Origin of the sequence: Aeromonas sp. s12, assembly GCF_040907925.1 — a bacterium.
Taxonomy (GTDB): Bacteria; Pseudomonadota; Gammaproteobacteria; order Enterobacterales; family Aeromonadaceae; genus Aeromonas; species Aeromonas veronii.
This window is the reverse complement of sequence record NZ_JBFOCT010000022.1, coordinates 97,091-118,693: the sequence shown is the minus strand read 5'-3', so window position 1 is coordinate 118,693 and position 21,603 is coordinate 97,091. Positions and strand designations below refer to the sequence as shown.

Below are 21,603 nucleotides of genomic sequence, written 5' to 3'. Positions count from 1 at the left end.
TACTTATAACCAGCGACTGAGCCAGTTCATCAGATGGATGGTGGGATTGGAGAGCTGACCCGGCTGACATGCCGCTTTCAGGGCAACCAGATCTTGTTCTGCCTCCAGCAGTTTTTCGCTGGAGTGCTGCTCCGCCAACCGTTGACTCAAGATGGCCAGATCAGGCATTGCCAGCTGATGGTGACCACATCCGGCCTGGGTTTTCAGGGCATCGCACAAGAAGAGCTGCAACCAGTGCAACCTGACCTGCGTCTCCTGACCAAGCTGGCTGCACAATGCCGTCGCCTTGACCGGACTTTGACTCAGGGCGACAAACTGCTCCAGCAGTTCGCGGCGAGTACCGTCCTGTTGCTGCTCGATATAGTCGAGTACCCGCAGCGGGGCCCCCTGACAGATCCGCACCTGAGCCAGAGTGGCCTGATGACCCTGCTCGGCCAACCAGCGTACTGTTTCCCCTTCCGCAGGCAACTGACAGACATGTTTGTGACAGCGACTGAGAATGGTCGGAAGCAACCGGGAAACCTGGGAGGCAATCAGCAACAGCAAGCTGTCGCCGGCCGGCTCTTCCAGGGTTTTCAACAGGGCATTGGCTGCCGATTCGGTCATCCGCTCCGCATCAGGAATGATCACCACCTTGCCACGGCCGAGCTGGGCAGAGCCCTGCAGCCGGGTGCAGATCTCTCGAATGGCCTCGACCCCGATGGTCTTGCTGTCGCGCGTTATGGTGCCGAGATCCGGGTGGTTGCCCTTGTCAAACAGCTGGCAGGAGTGGCACTGACCACACGGCTCTCCACGATCCGGTTGTTGGCAAAGGTGCAAACGCGCCAGCCGCTCAGCCAGTTGATCCTTGCCAAGACCGGGATCGCCCAGCAACAACCAGGCGTGGCCGAGACGACCGGACTGGGCCGTCTGGCTCAGGGCATGCCAGTCGGGGATCAGCCAGGGATACATAGGTGCTCGTTCGACAGATAGTGATCCAATGCACGCTCGATGGCAGCTTTGACCTGTTCCGGCGTTTGCGCCGCATCGATCACCACAATGGAATCATCCTTGGCGGCCAGTTCGAGATAACGAGTTCGGGTACGCTCGAAGAAGCTCAGTTGCTCCAGTTCGATGCGATCCAGCTCGCCACGATGGCGCGCGCGCTGCAAGCCAAGGGCAGGATCGATATCGAGATAGAGGGTGAGATCCGGCTTGAAGTTGCCGAGCACTGCCTGCTTGATGGCTCCGATAAGCGGTGCATCGATACCACGGCCGCCACCCTGATAGGCCTGGGAGGAGAGATCGTGGCGATCCCCCACCACCCAGACACCGTCGGCCAGTGCGGGTTTGATGCGGGTCTCCACCAGTTGTACCCGGGAGGCATACATCAGCAGCAATTCCGCCTCGATGGTGAGGCGCTCGTCGTGCACCTCTTTGACGATGGCCCGCATCCGCTCGGCCAGCGGCGTACCACCTGGCTCGCGGGTGCACTCGATCCGGTTGATGCCGTGGCGCTGCAGATAGTCGGTCACATAACGCACGGCCGAGCTCTTCCCTGCCCCTTCCAATCCTTCGATCACAATAAATTTAGACATTAGGGTTTCTTCAATATGTATTCGCGAACCGCCCGATTGTGTTCATCGAGGGTCTTGGAGAAATAGTGGGCACCGCCCCCCTTGGCGACAAAGTAGAGATAGTCGGTCGATTTGGGGTTGAGCGCTGCTTCGATGGAGGCCTTGCCCGGCATGGCGATGGGCGTGGGCGGCAGACCGTCGATCACATAAGTGTTGTAGGGATTCTTGTCGGTCAGATCACTGCGGCGAATGTTGCCGTCGTAGCGATCCTTCACCCCGTAAATGACGGTGGGATCAGTCTGCAACTTCATGCCCAGACGCAGACGGTTGACGAATACGGAGGCGATCTGCGCCCGCTCGTCCGGCTGGCCGGTCTCTTTCTCGATGATGGAGGCCATGATCAACGCCTCGTAGGGGGTCTTGTAAGGCAGGTTGGCCTGACGTTTCTCCCAGCTCTGCTGCAGGAAAGTCTCCATATCCTGATGGGCACGACGCAGGATCGAGAGATCGCTGGCATGGGTGGTATAGGCGTAGGTTTCCGGCAGGAACCACCCCTCCAGCTTGCCATTCTCGATGCCGAGCTCCTGCGCCAGGTCGGCTTCGGATTGCTCGACGGTCAATCGCTCAAGGTATGGGGCGCTGGAGAGCTGCTTCTGCCAATCCTCGAAACGGGAACCTTCGACGAAGGTGAGGCTGAAGTGAAACTCCTTACCCGATGCGAACAGAGAAAGGGTCTCCTTGAGAGGGGCCCCTTCCTTGATTTCGTAGGTGCCCGATTTGATGGCCACCAGTTCGGGGTGGCTGCGCAGCCAAAGCCGCACCGCCCAAGGGCTGGTTTCCCCCTCACCCAGTTCGGCGATGAGGCGCGCCGCATGGGCGCCCTTCTCCACCGTAAAGAGCCGGGTCGGCCCCTTGTTGGTGAGCGTCTCTACCTGTTGCCATTTGTAATGTACATAGCCCCCGGCAGCGGCTACCGTCAGTGCCGCCCCCGCGAGCAGGGTGTAAAGCCGATTAAACTTCAATGACCAAACGCTCCTGTAAACGGCGACTCAATACCGCTGGGGGATAGTGAATATCCTCTATGCCATTGACCGGCACGATCCCCATCAGGGTATTGGTGAGCCACACCTCTTCAGCCTGCCATAGTGACTCCAGCGGAGCCTCTACCACACGCAACTCAATACTCATCTGTTTCAGCATCGCCATCACCTGGCGGCGCATGATGCCATCGACACCACCGCGGGCGAGATCGGGCGTAAACACCGTCTTGCCCCGACGCCAAAACAGATTGGCACTGACCCCTTCAATGAGAAAACCGCGACTGTTAAGCACTATCCCTTCGACTGCATTTCGACTGACAAGTTCGCTTTTCAGCAATACCTGCTCCAGACGATTCAAAGTTTTAAGCCCGGCCAGCATGGGCGCATCGCCGATCCGCTGGCGGCACACCACTATATCGATCCCCTCCTGTTGCCACTGGCCATAGTGAGTGGGAAATGGCGCCAGAGTGACAATCCGGGTTGTGTGCTGACATCCGCTGCCATCATAGCCCCGCCCCCCTTCGCCGCGGGTCAGGATCACCTTGGCCACGCATTGTGGCTGCTCGGCCACCATCTCTTCAACCTCCCGGGTCAAGAGATCCCAGTCCGGTTCAACCAATCCCAACCGGTTGTTCGCCTGCTGCAACCGTGCCAGATGGGCAGGCCACTGCAACACGCGCCCCTCCCTGACCGCCATGGTGGTGAAATGACCGTCACCATAAGCCAACCCCCGATCATGGGCCGAGATGGTATCAAGCTTCATTCCATTGATAAGCAAAGGGATCCCTCCGATAAAAAAGGCCCGATACCGGCAGTATCGGGCCTGTGTCTTTGCCCTGCGGCAAATTATACGCGTTTGAAGATCAGTGAGCCATTGGTGCCGCCAAAACCAAACGAGTTGGAAAGGGCGTACTCGAAGCTACCTGGCTTGGCCACATGGGGTACCAGATCCAGATCGCACTCATCATCCGGGTTGTCCAGGTTGATGGTGGGCGGAGCCACCTGATCACGCAGGGCCAACACTGTGATGATCGCCTCGATGGCACCGGCGGCGCCCAACAGGTGACCGGTCATGGACTTGGTGGAGCTGACCATCAGGGATTTGGCGTGCTCACCAAACACCGACTTCATGCCACGCAGTTCAGCCACATCACCCAGCGGGGTGGAGGTACCGTGCGCGTTGATGTAACCAATCTGCTCGGGGGCAATGCCGGCATCCTTGATTGCATTTTTCATGGCACGAGCGCCACCGTTGCCATCTGCAGGAGGCGCAGTCATGTGGTACGCGTCACCGCTCATGCCAAAACCGACCAGCTCGGCGTAGATCTTGGCGCCACGGGCCTTGGCGTGCTCGTACTCTTCCAGTACCAGTACACCGGCACCGTCACCCAGCACGAAACCATCGCGATCTTTATCCCACGGACGGCTCGCTTTTTGCGGCTCGTCGTTGCGGTTGGAGAGTGCCTTGGCGGCAGCAAAACCACCCATCCCCATCGCGGTGGAGGCTTTCTCCGCACCGCCAGCGACCATCACGTCGGCATCACCGTAAGCAATCATCCGGCCCGCCATGCCGATGGCATGGGTACCAGTGGTACAGGCGGTAGTCACGGCGATGTTCGGCCCTTGCAGACCTTTCATGATGGAGAGATGACCGGACACCATATTGATGATGGTGGACGGAACGAAGAAGGGACTGATCTTGCGCGGGCCGCCGTTGACCAAGCTTTCGTGGTTCTGTTCAATCAGACCCAGACCGCCGATACCGGAGCCAATCGCCACGCCGACACGTTCGGCATTCTCTTCATTGATGGTCAGGCCGGAATCATCCAGCGCCTGCATACCGGCCGCGATGCCGTATTGAATGAAGAGATCCATCTTGCGAGCGTCTTTACGGTTGATACCGTACTGCTCGGGATCGAAATCCTTGACCAGACCTGCGAAGCGGGTTGCAAACTCGCTGGCATCAAAATGTTCGATAAGGGAAATGCCGCTCTGCCCGTTGAGCAGTGCTTGCCAGCTGGATTCGGCAGTGTTACCCACCGGGGAAAGCATCCCCAAGCCGGTCACCACGACTCTGCGTTTTGACACTGAGGTAGTCTCCGAGAGGTGTTTTGAAAGGGAACAAATACAAAAGAAGCGGCCCTTGGGCCGCTTCTCTTAGAACAGGAACTTATTCCTGATTAGCGGTGATGTAGTCGATAGCCGCTTGAACAGTGGTGATCTTCTCGGCTTCTTCATCAGGAATTTCGGTATCGAATTCTTCTTCCAGCGCCATTACCAGTTCAACGGTATCCAAAGAGTCAGCGCCCAGGTCGTCGACGAAGGAGGCAGCGTTCTTAACGTCTTCCTCTTTAACACCCAGTTGTTCGATGATGATTTTCTTTACGCGTTCTTCGATGTTGCTCATGACCTGAATTTTCCTTTAAAAATACGCTATTTGCGTCTGGTTGGGGTAGTTTATTCAATTGACGTGAGTTTGCAAGTAGCTTGCCGCTGGTCAAACCACGAAATGTGCCAAACTTCGGCGTACTATCGCAAATTTGAACAGATCTTACGACAAATTGATTACACCATGTACATCCCGCCATTAACATGCAGGGTTTCGCCGGTGATATAGGCTGCTTCATCAGAAGCCAAGAATACCACAGCTGCGGCAATTTCTTTTGGATCACCCAAACGGGCGGCAGGCACCTGACTCATGATGCCGGCACGTTGATCGTCATTCAGGGCACGGGTCATGTCGGTTTCGATGAAACCGGGAGCAACCGCGTTCACTGTGATACCACGGGATGCCACTTCCCGCGCCAACGATTTGGTAAAACCAACCAGACCGGCCTTGGCGGCAGCATAGTTGACCTGACCAGCATTGCCCATGGTTCCCACCACGGAGCCAATGCTGATGATGCGACCGTGACGTTTCTTCATCATGGCACGCAACACCGGTTTGCTCAGACGATAAAGCGAGGTCAGATTGGTATCGATGATCTCGTTCCACTCGTCATCTTTCATCCGCATCAACAGGTTGTCACGGGTGATCCCCGCGTTGTTGATCAGGATGTCGATGTCGCCAAAGCGCGCCTTGATGGCGGCGAAGACGGCTTCGATGGATTCCTGGCTGGTCACGTTCAGTGCCATGCCGCAACCATTGTCACCCAGATAGGCGCTGATCGCCTCGGCACCGCTCTCGCTGGTCGCGGTACCGACCACTTTCGCGCCACGGGCCACGAATGTTTCGGCAATCGCACGGCCGATGCCACGACTGGCACCGGTCACCAACACAACCTTATCGGTAAAGCTCATCACTTGCTCCTGTTTACTTGATCTGGGCCAGCGCCTGCTCGAAAGAGGCGGCATCGTTGGCGTGAATACCTTCCACGCGCTTGTCGATGCGCTTGGCGAGCCCGGTCAGCACTTTGCCCGGTCCCATCTCGATCTCGAGGGTAACACCCTCATTGGCCATCCGCTCGACAGTCTCGGTCCAACGAACCGGGCTGAACAGCTGACGTACCAGCGCTTGCTTGATGGCGGCCGGATCCTGTTCACAGGATACGTCGACATTATTGATGACCGCGATGGTTGGAACCTTGATCTCGATCCCGTCCAGCGCAGCTGCCAGTTTTTCTGCGGCAGGTTTCATCAGCGCGCAATGAGACGGCACGGAGACTGGCAGCGGCAACGCACGCTTGGCGCCAGACTCTTTCATCAGCACATTGGCGCGCTCAACGGCCTCTTTGTGACCGGCGATAACCACCTGGCCCGGGGAGTTGAAGTTGACCGGAGAGACCACCTGCCCTTGTGCCGCTTTTTCGCAGTTGGCGGCGATGGATTCGTTATCCAGACCGATGATAGCAGCCATGGCGCCGGTGCCTTCGGGTACCGCTTCCTGCATGGCCAGACCACGCAGCTCGACCAGTTTGACCGCATCGGCAAAATCAAGTGCGCCACTGCAAACCAGCGCGGAGTACTCACCCAGGCTGTGACCCGCCATGACGGCGGGGGTTGCCCCACCCAGCTGTTGCCACAGGCGCCACAGGGCGACAGAGGCCGTCAGCAGCGCAGGCTGGGTGTGCCAGGTTTTGTTCAGATCTTCAACCGGACCATTCATCACCAGGGCAAACAGGTCATAACCCAGCACCTGACTCGCCTCGGCGAAGGTCTCCTTGATCACGGCATGTTGTTCGGCCAGCTCGGCCAGCATGCCAACGGACTGGGAACCTTGTCCCGGGAAGGCAATGGCAAATTGGGTCATCATTGATTCCTTTTAGATAAGACAAAAATGAAATCGGTGACGGGATGATGGGCGCACCATCCCGCCGAAGATCAGAGGCGAACCAGCGCCGAGCCCCAGGCAAAACCGCCACCAAAGGCTTCCAGCAGTACCAGCTGACCCGGTTTGATCCGGCCATCCCGCACCCCTTCGTCGAAGGCGACCGGAACAGAAGCGGCAGAGGTATTGCCGTGCTTGTCGAGGGTCAGCACCACTTTATCGAGGCTCATACCGAGCTTCTTGGCGGTGGCACTGATGATGCGGAAGTTGGCTTGATGCGGCACCAGCCAGTCCAGCTCGCTCGGCTCGATACCTGCAGCGGCCAACGTTTCGGTGACGATCTCACTCAGACGGGTGACCGCGACCTTGAAGACATCGTTGCCTTTCATGTACATGTAGGCTTCGAGCTCGGCACCCGGCATGCCGCGACGAGGGTGCGGCAGCTTGAGCAGCTCGCCATAACGGCCATCGGCATGAAGATGGGTAGAGAGGATACCCGGCGTCTCGCTGGCACCGACAATCACAGCCCCTGCCCCGTCACCAAACAGGATGATGGTGCCGCGATCTTGTGGATCGCACATGCGGGAGAGTACATCGGCCCCGACGACCAGCACATGGCGGGCGGCGCCCGATTTGACGAACTGATCGGCAATAGAGAGTGCGTAGGTGAAACCGGCACAGGCAGCAGCCACGTCAAAGGCAGGAATGCTCGGTACGCCGAGCAGCCCCTGCAGCTCGCAGGCAGCAGCCGGGAAGGCATTTTCAGCACTGGTAGTGGCCAGCACTATCATATCGAGATCGGCAGCGGTCAGACCGGCTGCTTCCAGGGCCCGCAGGGCGGCCTGGTAAGAGAGGGTGGCAACGGTTTCGTCAGCCCCGGCAATACGGCGCTCACGGATACCGGTGCGTTCCACGATCCACTCATCACTGGTCTCAACCATCTGCTCAAGATCGGCGTTGGTACGCACTGAACTCGGCAGGTAGCTGCCAGTACCCAGAATTTTGCTATGCATAGAGTTCTTATAGATCCCTGTCAGAGAAGACAGCTTCAAGGCGATCTGCTATTTGCAGTGGAAGTTGATGTTTGGCCTCTTGTGCGGCCAGCAGGATCGCATTACACAGGGCGCGCCGTTCGGCCCGCCCATGACTTTTTACCACAATGCCGCGCAATCCTAACAGACTTGCCCCGTTATACTGGTCGGGGTTCAGGTAAGAAAAACGCCGTTTGAACATAAATCCGGCGATCCGACCAAGAAAAGTGCGTTTCTTGCGGGGATATCCGGCCAGCTGGGCCATCATCCGCACCACCCCTTCTGCCGTCTTGAGGGCGACATTGCCGACAAAACCGTCACAGACAATCACATCGCTGTCACCGCTGAAGATGCGATCCCCTTCGACGAACCCGACATAATTGAGCGCGTGGCACTGACGCAACAATTCGGCGCTGTGGCGCACCAGATCGTTGCCCTTGATCTCCTCCTCGCCGATGTTGAGCAAGGCAACACGGGGGGATGCAATGCCTTCTACCTTTTCGGCCACGACGGAGCCCATCACGGCAAACTGCAGCAAGGTATCCGCATCGCAACTGACGTTGGCGCCTAGATCCAGCATCACGGTGCGTTTGCCGCTCAATGTCGGCAGCGCCTTGATAAGTGCCGGCCGATCGACCCCGGGCAGGGATTTGAGCACGCACTTGGCCATCGCCATCAACGCACCGGTATTGCCGGCACTGACGCAGGCATCGGCCTCACCGGCTTTCACCAGATTGAGTACCACCCGCATGGAGGAGTCTTTCAGAGTACGCAGCGCCACGATCGGTTTATCGCCCATGCCAACCACTTGGGATGCATGTACGAAACGGACTCGGGGATGATTCAGCAAACCATGTTGCTGCAGCAGAGAGGAGGTCTGGTGCTGGTCGCCGACCAGGATCAGTTTTAGCTGAGGTAAAAGAGACAGTGCCTGCACGGCGGCAGGCACTGTTTCCGAGGGGCCAATATCTCCCCCCATGATGTCTAGCGCGACAGTTTGCGTAGACAAAGGCAATCCTTAAGCGATTACCTTTTTACCGCGGTAGAAACCATCGGCAGTCACGTGGTGACGACGATGAATTTCGCCACTGGTCTGATCAACAGTCAGGGCAGCGGTGGTCAGCGCATCGTGGGAACGACGCATGCCACGCTTGGCACGGGTTTTACGGTTCTGTTGTACGGCCATTGTAGGCTAACTCCTAAATTCACTTACGTTTAAGCTCTTCAAGAACTGCAAAGGGATTCGGCCGCTCATCAGCAGGTTCGATTTCACCCCAGGTCATCTCCATGTTTCCTCTCGGGCATGCATCCAGAGAATGCATAGCGACTTGAGGCAACGAGAGGATGAGTTCATCCTCCAGGATTTGATGAAGATCTATCTCGCCGTTTTCGTCCAACTCAATGGGCTCATAAGCTTCCGGCAGTTCTTCCTCGTTTGTTCTTTCGAACAGCGGAGTGTAGATAAATTCAGCTTCACAGAGGTGTTCGAATGTCTCTCCGCAACGTTGGCAAACCAGGTCAACCTTGGCATGGGCAGTGCCTTTCATAACGGTCAACTTCTGGACATCTTTGCCAAAGTGCAGTGATACATCGATATCACTCTGCAAGCCAGCGGTTGATTCCTCCAGCCTGGGCATCTGCGACTTTTCCACTATCCCGATGTAATCGAGCAGCTTCAAGGCACTACGGACTGGATCAACCTTAACGGGCAACTTCACCTTTTGCATAGGGCGCGAATAATATAGGTCCAACAACTGATAGTCAAAGGAAAAAGTCCTTACCGCCGATGATTTTAACGTCACAAGTCCCTAGAATGCCGGTACCTGCTTTCATCGGTAACTCGATTATGCCACAGAATCTGATCCTCGCCTCAACTTCTCGCTATCGCAAAGCCCTGCTGGAGAAGCTCGGTCTCCCCTTTGAATGTGCCGCCCCCGATGTGGATGAGCGACCACTGGCTGGCGAATCCGCCGAGACGCTGGTGGCCAGACTGGCTCGTGCCAAGGCTGATGCCATCGCCGGGCAACGTGATCACGGTTTGATCATCGGATCTGATCAGGTGTGTGTCTGCGATAATCACATCCTCGGCAAACCGGGCAGCATCGACAATGCCATCGCCCAGCTGATGGCGGCTCAAGGTCGCAGCGTCACCTTTTACACCGGGCTGTGCGTACTTAACGCTGCAACCAATGAGATTCATCAATTGATTGAACCGTTTACGGTCCACTTTCGCGATCTCGACGAATCCGCCATTCGCCGCTATGTAGAGGCTGAACTGCCCCTCGATTGTGCGGGCAGTTTCAAATGCGAAGGGATGGGGATCGTGCTGTTCAAGGGGCTGGAAGGGCGCGATCCTAACGCCTTGATCGGTCTGCCGCTGATCGGCCTGATCGAGCTGCTGGAGCGCCACGGTATTGCCCTGCCCTGATCGCGGACGAATAGATAAGCTAGATCGAGCATATAAAAAGCCCGGTCAATAGACCGGGCTTCTGTTATCAATCAGATCGATGTCTCTTAAAGAGAGGCGTCTATAACAGCCCGCGAAGAGCCGCCATAGAATCCACCACCGCCACTGGCCCGTGACGACTGAGGGCATCGCGGCTATCTACACCCCAAGTAACGCCAATGCGCGGCATGGCAATTGCCTCGGCCATCGCCATATCGTGAACAGAGTCGCCGATCATGACGGCCTGCCGGGGTGACAGCCCCAGCTCATCCAATACCCGATCCAGCCCACGGCGTGATTTGCCGGTCGCGACGGCCAGTTGCAGCCCTCGTGACCGCCAATCATGCAGCAACTCCCCTGCCCCTGCAAACAGCGGGCTGGGGGTGGCATCGTGCAGATAGTGATGACGATAGCGATCGATGAGTGCGGCAATCTGGCGCTCATCAAAGGCACAGCCACTACTTAAAGGGAACAGACGGGACATGGCGACATCGAGGCTCAATCCGATGATCTGCCGGATCTGAGCTGGTGCAGGTACCGCCAGCTCACAATATCTGGCGGCCTCTTGCACACAGGCCACAATCCGGCCCACCGAATCCATCAGGGTACCGTCCCAATCGAAAATGGCGAGCCGGATATCCTGCATCAGCGTGGCAAGCCGTTGAGGAAGTTGTCGAGTTCAGGTGCAAGCGGCGCTTCGACCTGCATCTCGCGACCATCGGCCGGATGGGTGAAGCTGAGCTTCCAGGCATGCAAAAAGAGCCGTTTCAGACCTTGGCTGCGCATTTTCTCGTCAAATGCTGCTTCACCGTACTTATCGTCACAGGCGATCGGATGACCGGCATGCAGGGTGTGCACGCGGATCTGGTGAGTTCGACCGGTGATCGGGCTACATTCGACCAGAGTCGCTTCGGCAAATTGACGCACGATACGGAACCGGGTTTCGGAGGGCTTGCCATCGGCACTGACCCGCACCACCCGTTCGCCAGACTGCAGGTCGTTTTTGCGCAGCGGCGCATTGACCACCTTGACGTGAGCCTGCCATTTGCCGCGAACCAGCGCCAGATACTGCTTGCGCATAGTCTTGACGCGCAACTGCTCATGCAGGCTGCGCAGGGCGCTGCGTTTTTTGGCAACCAGCAATACACCGGAGGTGTCGCGATCCAGTCGATGAACCAATTCGAGGAAGCGGGCTTCCGGCCGCAGTGCACGCAGCCCTTCAATCACACCAAAGCTCAGGCCGCTGCCACCGTGTACTGCCATGCCGGAGGGCTTGTTCAGCACGATCATGGCATCGTCTTCGAACAGGATCTGGCTCTCCAGACGCTGGATAACCCCGAGGTTTGCCGAAGGCAGCTCATTCTTCTCGGCAACGCGCACGGGGGGCACCCGCACCTCGTCACCTGCGCAGAGTTTGTACTCCGGTTTGATGCGCTTTTTGTTTACCCGCACTTCGCCTTTGCGAAGGATGCGATAGATCAGGCTCTTGGGGACGCCCTTTAGCTGAGTCTTGAGAAAATTGTCGATGCGCTGCCCGTCATGCTCAGCTTCGATGGTGAGCAGCTGCACTTGTTGTTGTATCTGTGTCATGGCGCGGATTTTAACACTGCCAGCGCCCCTTGGCTGCATGGTTTGTTGAAAAATGGCGCCTTGCTATAAAAGAGGTTTAAATGGGATAATAAACAAGGTTTTGTCATTGTGTTCAAGCCTTGTACTAAGTGGCCAAAAAGTATGCCACCCAATCCCGAAACACCGTGTATACAAGAACATAACGGTTCCCGGGTGCGAGGTACAACGCATGGAGAACACAAACATCACCGTTTATTTGTCTCCATTTCGGCATCCTTATTCATTCCTTCTCGAGAAGTGATGACCAGAACGCCCTTAGTTTGCGCCTCATGCATACCCCAACCGGGAGGTTGCCCCAGTATGCTGAAGACCCGAGGCCGGCGCTGGCAGGACCCAGATGGAGGAAATCAAAATGACACAATAATGAGAACTCAATGAAAAGAATGCTTATCAACGCAACTCAAGAAGAGGAGTTGCGCGTAGCGCTGGTTGACGGACAACAGCTCTACGATTTGGATATTGAAAGTCCGGGACACGAGCAGAAGAAAGCGAACATTTACAAGGGTAAGATCACCCGCGTAGAACCCAGCCTTGAAGCTGCTTTTGTTGACTACGGCGCCGAGCGCCACGGTTTCCTGCCGTTGAAGGAGATCGCCCGCAATTACTTCCCCTCCGGTTACTCCTATCAGGGTCGTCCCAACATCAAAGAAGTGGTCCGCGAAGGTCAGGAAGTTATCGTCCAGATCGACAAGGAAGAGCGTGGCACCAAGGGTGCAGCCCTCACCACCTTTATCAGCCTGGCAGGTAGCTACCTGGTACTGATGCCCAACAACCCCCGTGCAGGTGGTATCTCCCGCCGCATCGAGGGTGATGAGCGGACCGAACTGAAAGAAGCTCTGAGCGGATTGACCGTGCCGGAAGGCATGGGCCTGATCGTGCGCACCGCCGGTGTGGGCAAGTCTCCGGAAGAGCTGGAGTGGGATCTGAACGTCCTGCTTAATCACTGGGACTCCATCCACAAAGCCTCCCAGGAGCGCGCTGCGCCGGTGCTGATCCACCAGGAAAGCAACGTCATCGTGCGTGCCATCCGTGACTATCTGCGTCGCGATGTGGGCGAGATCCTGATCGACAATCCGGTGATTTTTGAACGCGCCAAGGCCCATATCGAGCTGGTACGTCCCGATTTCCTCAACCGTGTGAAGCTGTACAAGGGTGAAGTAGCCCTGTTCAACCACTTCCAGATTGAGAGCCAGATTGAATCAGCCTTCCAGCGTGAAGTGCGCCTCCCCTCCGGTGGCAGCATCGTTATCGATCCGACCGAAGCCCTGACCTCCATCGATATCAACTCCTCCCGCGCCACCAAGGGCGGCGATATCGAAGAGACGGCGCTGCAAACCAACCTGGAAGCGGCCGACGAAATTGCCCGTCAATTGCGTCTGCGCGATCTGGGTGGCCTGATCGTAATCGACTTCATCGACATGACCCCGGTTCGCCATCAGCGCGAAGTGGAAAACCGTCTGCGTGAAGCGGTTCATCAGGATCGTGCCCGCATCCAGCTGGGCCGGATCTCCCGTTTCGGTCTGCTGGAGATGTCTCGCCAGCGTCTGCGCCCCTCGCTCAACGAATCCAGCAGCCATATCTGCCCCCGTTGCCAGGGTCAGGGTGTGATCCGTGACAACGAATCTCTCGCCTTGTCCATCCTGCGTCTCATCGAAGAAGAGGCCATGAAGGACAACACCGAGCAGGTTCACGGCCAGGTGCCGGTGGATGTTGCCGCCTATCTGCTTAACGAGAAGCGTGCCGCCATCGCCAGTCTGGAACAGCGCAATGATGTGCGTGTTTACATCATTCCGAACCAGCATCTGGAAACCCCGCACTACGAAGTAACCCGCATTCGTCAGAACGAGATCCCGGAAGCGGCCAGCTACGAGCTGAAAACCGAGATTGCCAAGCCGGTCTACCAACCGAAGCAAGCTCAGGTGATCGAGCGTGAGCAACCGCTGCTGCAAGGTTTTGCCCAACCGGCACAACCGGCCCCTGTTGCACCGCAACAGCCGGCGGCTCCCGTTGTTGCGGCCCCTGCCGAAGTCGGCTTCTTCAGCAAGCTGATCAAAGGCATTACCGGCCTGTTCAGCAGCGATGCAGCCCCTGCCGACGTGAAAGCGCCCACCGAGAAACCTGCTGCTCGTGAAGCACGCAAGGATGAAGGTCAACGTCACCAGCGCGAAGAAGGTCGTGGCCGTGGTCAGCGTCCTCGTCGTGACGACAATCGTGGCAACCGCAACAATGCAGAAGCTGGCGAGAAGCGTGAAGGTGGCAACCGCGAAGCCGGTGAAAACCGCAATCGCCGTCCCCGCAAAGAGCGCGAGCCTCGTCAGGAGCGTGAAGCCCGTGGTGAGGTACGTAGCGAACAGCGCATGGAACGTGAATCCCGTCAGGAACGCGAGCCTCGCGAACCGCGCCAGGAACGTGCACCACGTCCAGCCCGTGAACCTCGAGCACCCCGTGAGCCGCGCGCCGAAGTCGTTGTTGAAGCGGTAGACGCCGTTGATGCAACTGCCGCCCAGCCACGTCAGGAAAAAGAGCAGAAAGTAGCAGAGCGCCGCGAACGTCGCCAACTGCGCAAGCAGATCCGCGTCGATGTCGCCGCTGCTGACACCCCTGCCCTGCCGGTTGACGAAGTACCAGCGCAAGCTGAAGTGATCGATGCTACCGTGGGTAACGAGCAGGAAGAGCAGAGTGAAGGCCAGCGCCGTTCACGCCGCACTCCGCGCAGCCAGCGTATCGAAGGTCAGCGCCGCAAGCGCATCAATGAAGATGCCCGCAGCCAGCGTGACGAAGAACAGCAAGATTCCACCACTCTGACCACCGCAGCCCAGGCAGATATTGCCAAAGCGCAGGTTGAAGAGCCGGTAGTGCCTGTTGTTACCATCCCGAGCGCTGAAGCCGTCGCTGCAGCCCTGCAAGCCTCTGCGGCACTGACCGAGCATGTGGTTGTCGAAGTCGTTGCTGAAGAAGCTGCCGAGCAGGCTGCTGCCCAGGTCGAAGCAACTCAAGCCGATGTGATCGCTAGCCCGGTTGTTGCAGCTGTCGCAAAAGTCGTGGTTGCAGCAGAGCCGGAAGTTGCCGTTGTCGCCGCTCCCGCTGTAGACGAGACTGCCGCTACCGTGGTTGAAACCGCTCCGGTTGTTGAAGAAGCCCCTGCTGTCAGCCCCCCTGTCGTGGAAGCTGTACCGGCTGCAGTCGAAATGCCAGTTGCGGTTGTCGAAGCCCCGGCTCCTGTCGCTGCCGTTGCGGTGGAAGAGACTCCGGTCGTGACCAAACAGGTAGCTCACGGTGCTGGCCTGCTGGCTCGTGCCCGCAAAGCATCCGCCCCGATGGCAACCCCTGCCGAAGCCCCTGCCCTGCCTGCTCGTGAGCCGGTTAACTACCCGCCGCTGGTACGCAACGAGGTGAGCACATCAGGTCGTCATGGTGGCAGCACTGCCGCCGTCAACGTGGCCACATGCCCGGCCGGTCGCCCCTAAACAACCCGGGTTGACCCCCTAAACAAAAGCCACACCAACCGGTGTGGCTTTTTTATTTCTCTTTTCCACTGTGCACTCACAGACACATTAATACCCATGTTCTGCAAAGCCGCTTTGTCTGTTATCTCTCTATCATTGAACACTGCGCTAACTCGTGTTTACTTTTTGACGTAACAGAGAAAGTCCATTTTCTACTTCTATGTTCAGCATGATGTGAATTGAGTTTGTCTGTGTAAAATCTTGTTTGTTGGCATACAAAAAGTTGTATATATGACGATCTACAATGGTCTGGTGTGGGGTTCAAGATCCATTTGATATGGAACCCTCTGGTTCAATGCATACTTGCCAACCAGGGCATTCGGTTGTACCGAGACCTGAATCCTCCTTTCGCAGAAATGAGGAGGTTCGACATAAAGCAAACCTGCCTCAGGTCTTGTTTAACTGATGATCAACTCAGGTTGCATCTACACAGATGCACATATAGGTAACAGTCGGTTGATATAAATTTGCTTTCCGAGAACTAGCCAGCTCCCCCTATCCTAGCGGCAGCACAATCTATACACGGGATATTGGTTACGGCCCTTCCCCATAGAGTTAAGTATTTGGCCCTGATATGCGAAACCTAAGTCACCGCTGCTCAACGATTTTGTTTAAAAGGCATATAAAAATGCCGCCCAGTTTTGCAACCGGGCGGCATTGTTCATCTTCTGTTATCGAGGATGAGCTATCAGGCCGTGGCCAGCTTGGCCTGCTCTTCACCGCGCTTGAGCATGGCGTAGGAGACGCCGGTCAGCAGCGAGCCTGCGGCAATCGCCACGATATACATCATGACGTTGCTGATGGCGTGCGGGATGAACAGCACGAACAGACCGCCGTGGGGTGCCATCAGCTCGCAGCCGAACAGCATGGAGAACGCGCCGGTCAGGGCGCCACCAACCATACAGGCCGGGATGACGCGCATCGGATCCTTGGCGGCAAACGGGATGGCCCCCTCGGAGATAAAGCACAGTCCCAGTACGAAGGAGGCTTTACCCGCTTCCTGCTCCGCCTTGATGAACTTGGTGCGGGCCAGGAAGGTCGCGATCCCCATCCCCAGCGCCGGCACCATACCGGCGGCCATCACCGCAGCCATCGGGGCATAGGTTTTGGAGGCCAGCAGGCCGACACCGAAGGCGTAGGCCGCCTTGTTGACCGGGCCGCCCATGTCAAAGCACATCATGGCACCGATGATGACACCCAGCAGCACGGCGTTGGCAGAGCCCATGTTGTTGAGGAACTCGGTCATGGCATTCATGATGCCGGCCACCGGGCCACCCACCACATAGATCATCACCAGACCGGTAAAGAGGCTGGCAAAGAGCGGAATGATCAGGATCGGCTTGAGCGCTTCCAGGGTCACCGGCAGGCGCACCTTGTCGCTCAGGTACTTGGCGCTGTAACCGGCCAGAAAACCGGCCACGATACCGCCAAGGAAACCGGCGCCCAGCGAGCTTGCCAGCATGCCGCCGATCATGCCGGGAGCGAGACCCGGACGGTCAGCGATGGAGTAGGCAATGTAGCCGGCCAGCACCGGGATCATCAGGGCGAAGGCGGAGCCACCACCGATCTTCATCAGAGCCGCGGCCAGCGTGCCTTCCACCTTGAACGCCTCGATACCGAACACGAACGAGAGCGCGATAATAAGACCGCCCGCCACCACCATGGGCAGCATAAAGGAGACGCCGGTCAGCAGGTGCTTGTAGGGGCCGGCTTTTTCCTCTTTCTTGGGCTGGCTGGCACCGCTGTGGCGATAGAGTGTCGCCTCGTTCCACGCCTTGTCGAGTTCGGCGCGGGTTTTCTTCAATGCCGCGCCCGTGCTGGTACGATAGACCGGCTTACCGTCAAAGCGGGCCATGTCCACTTCGATATCGGTGGCGAGGAATACCAGATCGGCAGATGCAATCTCCTCGGCAGTCAGGGCGTTCTGGGCACCGACCGAGCCTTGGGTCTCGACGCGGATCTGATAACCCAGCTGTTTGGCCATGGTCTCCAGCGCTTCTGCCGACATAAAGGTGTGGGCAACGCCAGTCGGGCACGCTGTCACTGCCACGATGCGCTTGCCAGCGGCGGCGGGTTTAGCTGCTGCGGGAGCGGCTTGATGACGATAGACGCTGGCACCGCTGGTTGCTGCCTCCAGCAAGGCTGCGGGATCCTGCAGGGCGAGATCCATGCTGCCCTGATAGACTCGCTTGCCATCATAGGCGGCGAGATCCACCGGGGCACTGGCGACAACCAGCACCAGATCAGCGGCGGCAATCTGCTCCTTGCTCGGTACTTGGCGAGGCTGCACGCTGGAGCCGACGTCGAGGGTGAGCTCCCAGCCAGCCAGTTTGGCCTGCTGTTCTATCCGTTTTGCAGCGAGAAAGCTGGTGGCAATGCCCGCCGGGCAAGCCGTAACCAAGATTGCTTTCATTGGGCATCTCCTGAGTTTTCCATTGAGGGGGTATGGCATTGAACCGGTGCCAGCGCATCCAGACGCTTTACGCGCACCTGTTCAAGTAAGGGGTTGAGCACATTGATATCGTCAAAGCCGACCGCAACCTGACTGACCGCCAAGGCCGAGACGGCGGTGGCCAGCCGCAGGGTCTGCTCCGGCGCCCAGCCAAAGCTCAGACCATGGGCGAGACCGGCCACCAGGGAATCGCCAGCACCGACCGTGCTGACCACCTGCATCCGCGGCGGAATGGCTTGCCAGACGGCATCCGGGGCAAACCAGATCAGGCCATCGGCGCCGTTGGAGATCACCACGTTGGGGATGCCGCTTGCCTGCAGCGCGCGGGCACACTCGGCCTGCTCGCTCAGAGTCTTGATGGGGCGGCCCGCCCACTGGCTCAGCTCCTCCAGATTGGGTTTGACCAGGGTCGGCGCCGCCTTGATCCCTTCACTTAAGGCCGCACCGCTACAATCGAAGATCACCTGCTTGCCCTTGGCCTTGAGCAGGCGGATCAGATGGGCGCAGTAATCGGGAGCCACCCCTTTGGGCTGGCTGCCCGCCAGCACGAACCACTCGGTGTGAGGTGCCAATTGGTCGATGGCCTGCTCCAGCGCACTCACTTCCCCTTGCTGGATGGTGAGCCCCGGCAGGTTGAGATCGGTGACCCGACCGGATTGCTCGGAGATCTTGACGTTGATGCGGGTACTGCCCGCGACACGGACAAAGTGATCCCCCAGCGCCCGCTCTGCAAACAGGGAGACAAAGCTCCGCTCATTGTCAGCGCCCAGCCAGCCGGTCACACCCACTTCACGGCCCAAGTCCTTGAGCACCATGGCGACGTTGATCCCCTTGCCCGCCGCACGCAGGTTGGCCTCGCTCACCAGATTCACCTCACCCAAGCTCATCGCCTCAAGGCGAGTAGTGAGATCAAGGGCGGGGTTGAGAGTAATGGTGACAATCTTCATCAATGCGCCCCCTCACCGAGACCAGCGGCAATGGCCTCACCGATCCCCTTGAGGGCGGCTTCGGCATCTGCCCCTTCGGCGCGAAATGCCAGACGGTGACCGCACTTGACGCCAAGGCCGATCACCTTCATCAGGCTCTTGGCGGAGACCGCCTCGCCGCTGCCATCCAGATTGGCAACCCGGATGTCAGATGCAAACTCTTTGGCCACCTTGACCAGCATGGCGCCCGGTCGGGCATGCAGGCCGTGGGGGTTGATGATGGTGAAGGTTTCGGAAAGACCACTCGCAGGACCAGCTTGCAGCATGGCCAGAGCGTCATTGCCCGCCAGCGTCGCCAGCTGACCAGCAGCCGCCAGTTTGGCCAGATTCTCCAGCTGCGGCAGATGGCCGCTATCTGCGGCGCACAGTAGCAGCATGGCGCTGACCGGCAGCTCCCCTGCGCGAATTTCGCTGCTGGGCGTTGCCAGCACCCAGCCAGTCTGGACCGCTTGCGCCCGGGCGAGCCAGACGCCCTCGCCCAGATAGGCAGGTTCGCTTGCCAGCAGCGCGCTCACCATGGCGGCATCGCCCCAGCCCGCAGACTTGGCGCGGGCGGCAGCCCCCAGCAACAGCTGGTCGCGATCATCGGCCGGGAAGTCAGCCAGGGTCAGGTATTGCACCTCTTTGGCGGCAGTGGCGCCAGTCAGGATGTTGATGATGGTGTCGGCGTCGGTGGCCTCTTTGAGCTGGGCTGCCGCCTGCTCATCACCCAGCACATGGGTGAGCTGGCGCAAAATGCCCAGATGCTCGTCGGACTTGGCGGCGATACCGATGGCGACATAGGCGATCTGCCCCTCGTCCCACTCGATACCATTGGGGAACTGGGCCACCATGACGCCGGTGCTCTTCACCAGATGACGGGTATCGGTGGTGCCGTGGGGAATGGCGATGCCGCTGCCAAGATAGGTGGCATGCTGCGCTTCACGGGCCAGCATCCCATCCACATAGCCCGCTTCCACCAGACCGGCTTCGGTCAGTTTGCCTGCCAGCAGGGCAATGGCATCCGACTTGGTCGCCACCGACTGCCCCAGCAAGATCTGCTCTCGCGCCAACTTCAACATAGAGACTCTCCATCAGGTTCCGGCCACGCCGGTACGTCACAATTGAACATTCGGGTAACTCGCCAGCTGACAATAGACCCGAACACGGTTCACTGTGATCGGGGCCCGATTTTCAGGCCACTGGGTCTCTTCGCTGCTGACAGGCTGAATCGTTTCACTTACACTCAGACTGAATCGTTTCAGCGAATTGATCAAGTACCCACAAAGAGTGCTTTTCAATGATATGATCCCGCGCACACTTTTCGGTGCCCTCACCCGGCAGTGACCGTGGGCCTTGCAACTCAAACAGAGCCAATATGATGAAACTGGATGAAATCGCCGCCCTCGCCGGTGTCTCGCGCACCACGGCAAGCTATGTGATCAATGGCAAGGCCGACCAATACCGCATCAGCCAGGCCACCCGCGACAAGGTGATGGCCGTGGTCACCGCCCATAACTACCAGCCGGACAGCCGCGCCGCCTCCCTGCGCGGCGGCCAGACCAAGACTCTGGGCTTTATCCTGCCCGACCTTGAGAACGCCAGTTACGCCAAGCTGGCCAAACGGCTGGAACAGGGGGCCCGGGCGCAGGGCTATCAGCTGCTCATCGTCTGCTCGGAAGATGAGCCCGCCACAGAAAAAGAGCTGGCCCAGATGCTGGTGAGCCGCCATGTGGACGCCCTGCTGGTGGCCAGTTGCCTGCCGCCAGACGACCCCTTCTACGGCAAATTGCAGGCGCAAGGCAGCCAAATCCTCGCCATCGACCGGGCGATGGCAGCCGACAAGTTCGTCACCGTCGCCAGTGAAAACGAGAAAGCGAGCTTTGATCTCACCAGCTCCCTGCTCACCCCGACTCTGCGCCATATCGCCTTGATCACCGCGCTGCCGGCACTCACGATCAGTCAGGAGCGCAAAGCCGGTTTCGAGCAGGCGGTCGCCAGTCACAGCGCGGCTCGCCACCTGTGCGAGGGGGATCACTTCTCGCGCACCGAGGGGTATCGCCTGATCAAAGATCTGCACCATCAGCTGGGTCAACTGCCCGAAGCGCTAATCACTACCTCCTATATCCTGATGGAGGGGGTACTCGACTACCTGTTGGAGCAAGAGATCGATATGAGCCAGCTCGCCATGGCCACCTTCGGGGACGATCGGCTGCTTGACTTTCTCCCCTTTGGCATCAACTCCCTGCCCCAGCAGCACGATGCCCTGGCGAGCCAGGCGCTGGAGCTAGCGCTCAAGGCGGTGAACGGCGACTACCAGAGCGGGCTGCACTATGTGAGCCGCACCCTCAAGCGCCGTCGCTAACCTGACCGCTGCAGACCCGATTTGCTGTCAATGGGTGGGTAAAGCGAACAGATGACAATAAGGCTGCCAGCATCGGCAGCCTTATCGTTTTCCCCCACAACCCTACCCGCCCGCTTTACTTTCTCTACCGCCTGGCCGACTAAACAACCGGCCTCCGCACCCTGTTCGCCGCACAACTCAACGCCCCCCTCCTCGCTCCCTTATCCGTACTGTTGCCACTTGGCTGGTCTGTATAAATGAGCCCCCTGCCAGTCATTTTTTCGGTGCTTTTTTCTGCAATTAGCTACTGCTGTCATCATTTATTTCCACTTGTTGCCACAAGCCAGCACAAGATCCGTATAAAAGG

Annotated in this window: 20 protein-coding genes; 3 read left to right on the top strand and 17 right to left on the bottom strand. The window is 58.3% G+C overall.

Annotation, left to right across the window (positions count from 1 at the left end; translation table 11 throughout):
• Positions 1-3 precede the first annotated feature (3 nt).
• The 12 genes from holB to yceD form a co-directional block, all read right to left on the bottom strand.
• Positions 4-951: a DNA polymerase III subunit delta' gene (gene holB / locus AB5Y67_RS10275; RefSeq protein ID WP_150389122.1), complete on the bottom strand. Its 948-nt coding sequence runs from the start codon at positions 949-951 to the stop codon at positions 4-6.
• The gene (gene tmk / locus AB5Y67_RS10270; RefSeq protein WP_150389123.1) at positions 936-1,577 is read right to left on the bottom strand and encodes a dTMP kinase; all 642 of its coding nucleotides are present in this window, start codon (positions 1,575-1,577) and stop codon (positions 936-938) included. The genes holB and tmk overlap by 16 nt, the downstream gene beginning before the upstream one ends.
• Complete coding sequence (mltG, locus tag AB5Y67_RS10265) at positions 1,577-2,578, bottom strand: endolytic transglycosylase MltG (RefSeq protein ID WP_005333156.1); 1,002 nt, start codon at positions 2,576-2,578, stop codon at positions 1,577-1,579. Before mltG ends, tmk begins: the two co-directional genes overlap by 1 nt.
• On the bottom strand, positions 2,568-3,374 hold the full coding sequence (gene pabC, locus AB5Y67_RS10260; protein ID WP_150389124.1) for an aminodeoxychorismate lyase: 807 nt from the start codon (positions 3,372-3,374) through the stop codon (positions 2,568-2,570). Before pabC ends, mltG begins: the two co-directional genes overlap by 11 nt.
• Positions 3,375-3,442: 68 nt before the next feature.
• The gene (fabF, locus tag AB5Y67_RS10255) at positions 3,443-4,684 is read right to left on the bottom strand and encodes a beta-ketoacyl-ACP synthase II (protein WP_005360452.1); all 1,242 of its coding nucleotides are present in this window, start codon (positions 4,682-4,684) and stop codon (positions 3,443-3,445) included.
• 82 nt (positions 4,685-4,766) lie between these two features.
• Positions 4,767-5,003 carry an acyl carrier protein gene (gene acpP / locus AB5Y67_RS10250; RefSeq protein WP_005300909.1) on the bottom strand — a complete coding sequence of 79 codons (237 nt, stop codon included), beginning with the start codon at positions 5,001-5,003 and terminating at the stop codon, positions 4,767-4,769.
• A 158-nt stretch (positions 5,004-5,161) separates the two neighbouring features.
• On the bottom strand, positions 5,162-5,896 hold the full coding sequence (gene fabG, locus AB5Y67_RS10245) for a 3-oxoacyl-ACP reductase FabG (RefSeq protein WP_005351850.1): 735 nt from the start codon (positions 5,894-5,896) through the stop codon (positions 5,162-5,164).
• Between the two features lie 13 nt (positions 5,897-5,909).
• Complete coding sequence (fabD, locus tag AB5Y67_RS10240) at positions 5,910-6,845, bottom strand: ACP S-malonyltransferase (protein ID WP_150390525.1); 936 nt, start codon at positions 6,843-6,845, stop codon at positions 5,910-5,912.
• Positions 6,846-6,916: 71 nt separating this feature from the next.
• Positions 6,917-7,876, bottom strand: a complete 960-nt coding sequence (locus tag AB5Y67_RS10235; RefSeq protein ID WP_064337923.1) for a beta-ketoacyl-ACP synthase III — start codon at positions 7,874-7,876, stop codon at positions 6,917-6,919.
• Between the two features lie 7 nt (positions 7,877-7,883).
• Positions 7,884-8,903 (bottom strand): phosphate acyltransferase PlsX, encoded by a 1,020-nt coding sequence (gene plsX / locus AB5Y67_RS10230; protein ID WP_005351844.1) that lies wholly within the window; start codon positions 8,901-8,903, stop codon positions 7,884-7,886.
• A 9-nt stretch (positions 8,904-8,912) separates the two neighbouring features.
• The gene (rpmF, locus tag AB5Y67_RS10225) at positions 8,913-9,080 is read right to left on the bottom strand and encodes a 50S ribosomal protein L32 (protein WP_005300935.1); all 168 of its coding nucleotides are present in this window, start codon (positions 9,078-9,080) and stop codon (positions 8,913-8,915) included.
• A gap of 19 nt (positions 9,081-9,099) precedes the next feature.
• A complete protein-coding gene (gene yceD / locus AB5Y67_RS10220; protein WP_013723766.1) occupies positions 9,100-9,621 on the bottom strand; it encodes a 23S rRNA accumulation protein YceD in 522 nt (173 codons plus the stop codon).
• Between the two features lie 119 nt (positions 9,622-9,740).
• Between yceD and AB5Y67_RS10215 the strand changes: the two genes are divergently transcribed.
• Entirely contained in the window at positions 9,741-10,322 is a 582-nt protein-coding gene (locus tag AB5Y67_RS10215) for a nucleoside triphosphate pyrophosphatase (RefSeq protein WP_064340027.1), read from the top strand.
• A gap of 100 nt (positions 10,323-10,422) precedes the next feature.
• On the opposite strand, the gene AB5Y67_RS10210 is transcribed toward AB5Y67_RS10215, so the two are convergent.
• Both AB5Y67_RS10210 and rluC read right to left on the bottom strand, forming a co-directional pair.
• Positions 10,423-10,986, bottom strand: coding sequence for an HAD family hydrolase (locus AB5Y67_RS10210; RefSeq protein ID WP_150389125.1), 564 nt, complete (start codon positions 10,984-10,986; stop codon positions 10,423-10,425).
• Entirely contained in the window at positions 10,986-11,930 is a 945-nt protein-coding gene (rluC, locus tag AB5Y67_RS10205) for a 23S rRNA pseudouridine(955/2504/2580) synthase RluC (protein WP_005351815.1), read from the bottom strand. Before rluC ends, AB5Y67_RS10210 begins: the two co-directional genes overlap by 1 nt.
• Positions 11,931-12,343: 413 nt before the next feature.
• On the opposite strand from rluC, the gene rne reads away from it, so the two are divergent.
• Positions 12,344-15,436, top strand: coding sequence for a ribonuclease E (gene rne / locus AB5Y67_RS10200; RefSeq protein WP_199428500.1), 3,093 nt, complete (start codon positions 12,344-12,346; stop codon positions 15,434-15,436).
• A 727-nt stretch (positions 15,437-16,163) separates the two neighbouring features.
• Here the strand turns inward: rne and fruA are convergent.
• The 3 genes from fruA to fruB are packed head-to-tail and all read right to left on the bottom strand — an operon-like array spanning position 16,164 to position 19,974.
• A complete protein-coding gene (gene fruA / locus AB5Y67_RS10195) occupies positions 16,164-17,888 on the bottom strand; it encodes a PTS fructose transporter subunit IIBC (protein ID WP_199428562.1) in 1,725 nt (574 codons plus the stop codon).
• Positions 17,885-18,874 carry a 1-phosphofructokinase gene (gene pfkB / locus AB5Y67_RS10190; protein ID WP_325793775.1) on the bottom strand — a complete coding sequence of 330 codons (990 nt, stop codon included), beginning with the start codon at positions 18,872-18,874 and terminating at the stop codon, positions 17,885-17,887. Before pfkB ends, fruA begins: the two co-directional genes overlap by 4 nt.
• Entirely contained in the window at positions 18,874-19,974 is a 1,101-nt protein-coding gene (gene fruB / locus AB5Y67_RS10185; RefSeq protein ID WP_181224128.1) for a fused PTS fructose transporter subunit IIA/HPr protein, read from the bottom strand. Before fruB ends, pfkB begins: the two co-directional genes overlap by 1 nt.
• Positions 19,975-20,270: 296 nt before the next feature.
• Between fruB and cra the strand changes: the two genes are divergently transcribed.
• Positions 20,271-21,257 (top strand): catabolite repressor/activator, encoded by a 987-nt coding sequence (gene cra / locus AB5Y67_RS10180; RefSeq protein ID WP_325793776.1) that lies wholly within the window; start codon positions 20,271-20,273, stop codon positions 21,255-21,257.
• The last annotated feature ends 346 nt before the right edge of the window (positions 21,258-21,603 follow it).

Excerpts from the sequence above, each read along its gene's own strand:
- holB (WP_150389122.1), bottom strand. The coding sequence starts at position 951 with ATGTATCCCTGGCTGATCCCCGACTGGCATGCCCTGAGCCAGACGGCC.
- tmk (WP_150389123.1), bottom strand. The coding sequence starts at position 1,577 with ATGTCTAAATTTATTGTGATCGAAGGATTGGAAGGGGCAGGGAAGAGC.
- acpP (WP_005300909.1), bottom strand. The coding sequence starts at position 5,003 with ATGAGCAACATCGAAGAACGCGTAAAGAAAATCATCATCGAACAACTG.
- fabG (WP_005351850.1), bottom strand. The coding sequence starts at position 5,896 with ATGAGCTTTACCGATAAGGTTGTGTTGGTGACCGGTGCCAGTCGTGGC.
- fabD (WP_150390525.1), bottom strand. The coding sequence starts at position 6,845 with ATGACCCAATTTGCCATTGCCTTCCCGGGACAAGGTTCCCAGTCCGTT.
- AB5Y67_RS10235 (WP_064337923.1), bottom strand. The coding sequence starts at position 7,876 with ATGCATAGCAAAATTCTGGGTACTGGCAGCTACCTGCCGAGTTCAGTG.
- rpmF (WP_005300935.1), bottom strand. The coding sequence starts at position 9,080 with ATGGCCGTACAACAGAACCGTAAAACCCGTGCCAAGCGTGGCATGCGT.
- yceD (WP_013723766.1), bottom strand. The coding sequence starts at position 9,621 with ATGCAAAAGGTGAAGTTGCCCGTTAAGGTTGATCCAGTCCGTAGTGCC.
- AB5Y67_RS10215 (WP_064340027.1), top strand. The coding sequence starts at position 9,741 with ATGCCACAGAATCTGATCCTCGCCTCAACTTCTCGCTATCGCAAAGCC.
- AB5Y67_RS10210 (WP_150389125.1), bottom strand. The coding sequence starts at position 10,986 with ATGCAGGATATCCGGCTCGCCATTTTCGATTGGGACGGTACCCTGATG.
- rluC (WP_005351815.1), bottom strand. The coding sequence starts at position 11,930 with ATGACACAGATACAACAACAAGTGCAGCTGCTCACCATCGAAGCTGAG.
- rne (WP_199428500.1), top strand. The coding sequence starts at position 12,344 with ATGAAAAGAATGCTTATCAACGCAACTCAAGAAGAGGAGTTGCGCGTA.
- fruA (WP_199428562.1), bottom strand. The coding sequence starts at position 17,888 with ATGAAAGCAATCTTGGTTACGGCTTGCCCGGCGGGCATTGCCACCAGC.
- pfkB (WP_325793775.1), bottom strand. The coding sequence starts at position 18,874 with ATGAAGATTGTCACCATTACTCTCAACCCCGCCCTTGATCTCACTACT.
- fruB (WP_181224128.1), bottom strand. The coding sequence starts at position 19,974 with ATGTTGAAGTTGGCGCGAGAGCAGATCTTGCTGGGGCAGTCGGTGGCG.
- cra (WP_325793776.1), top strand. The coding sequence starts at position 20,271 with ATGATGAAACTGGATGAAATCGCCGCCCTCGCCGGTGTCTCGCGCACC.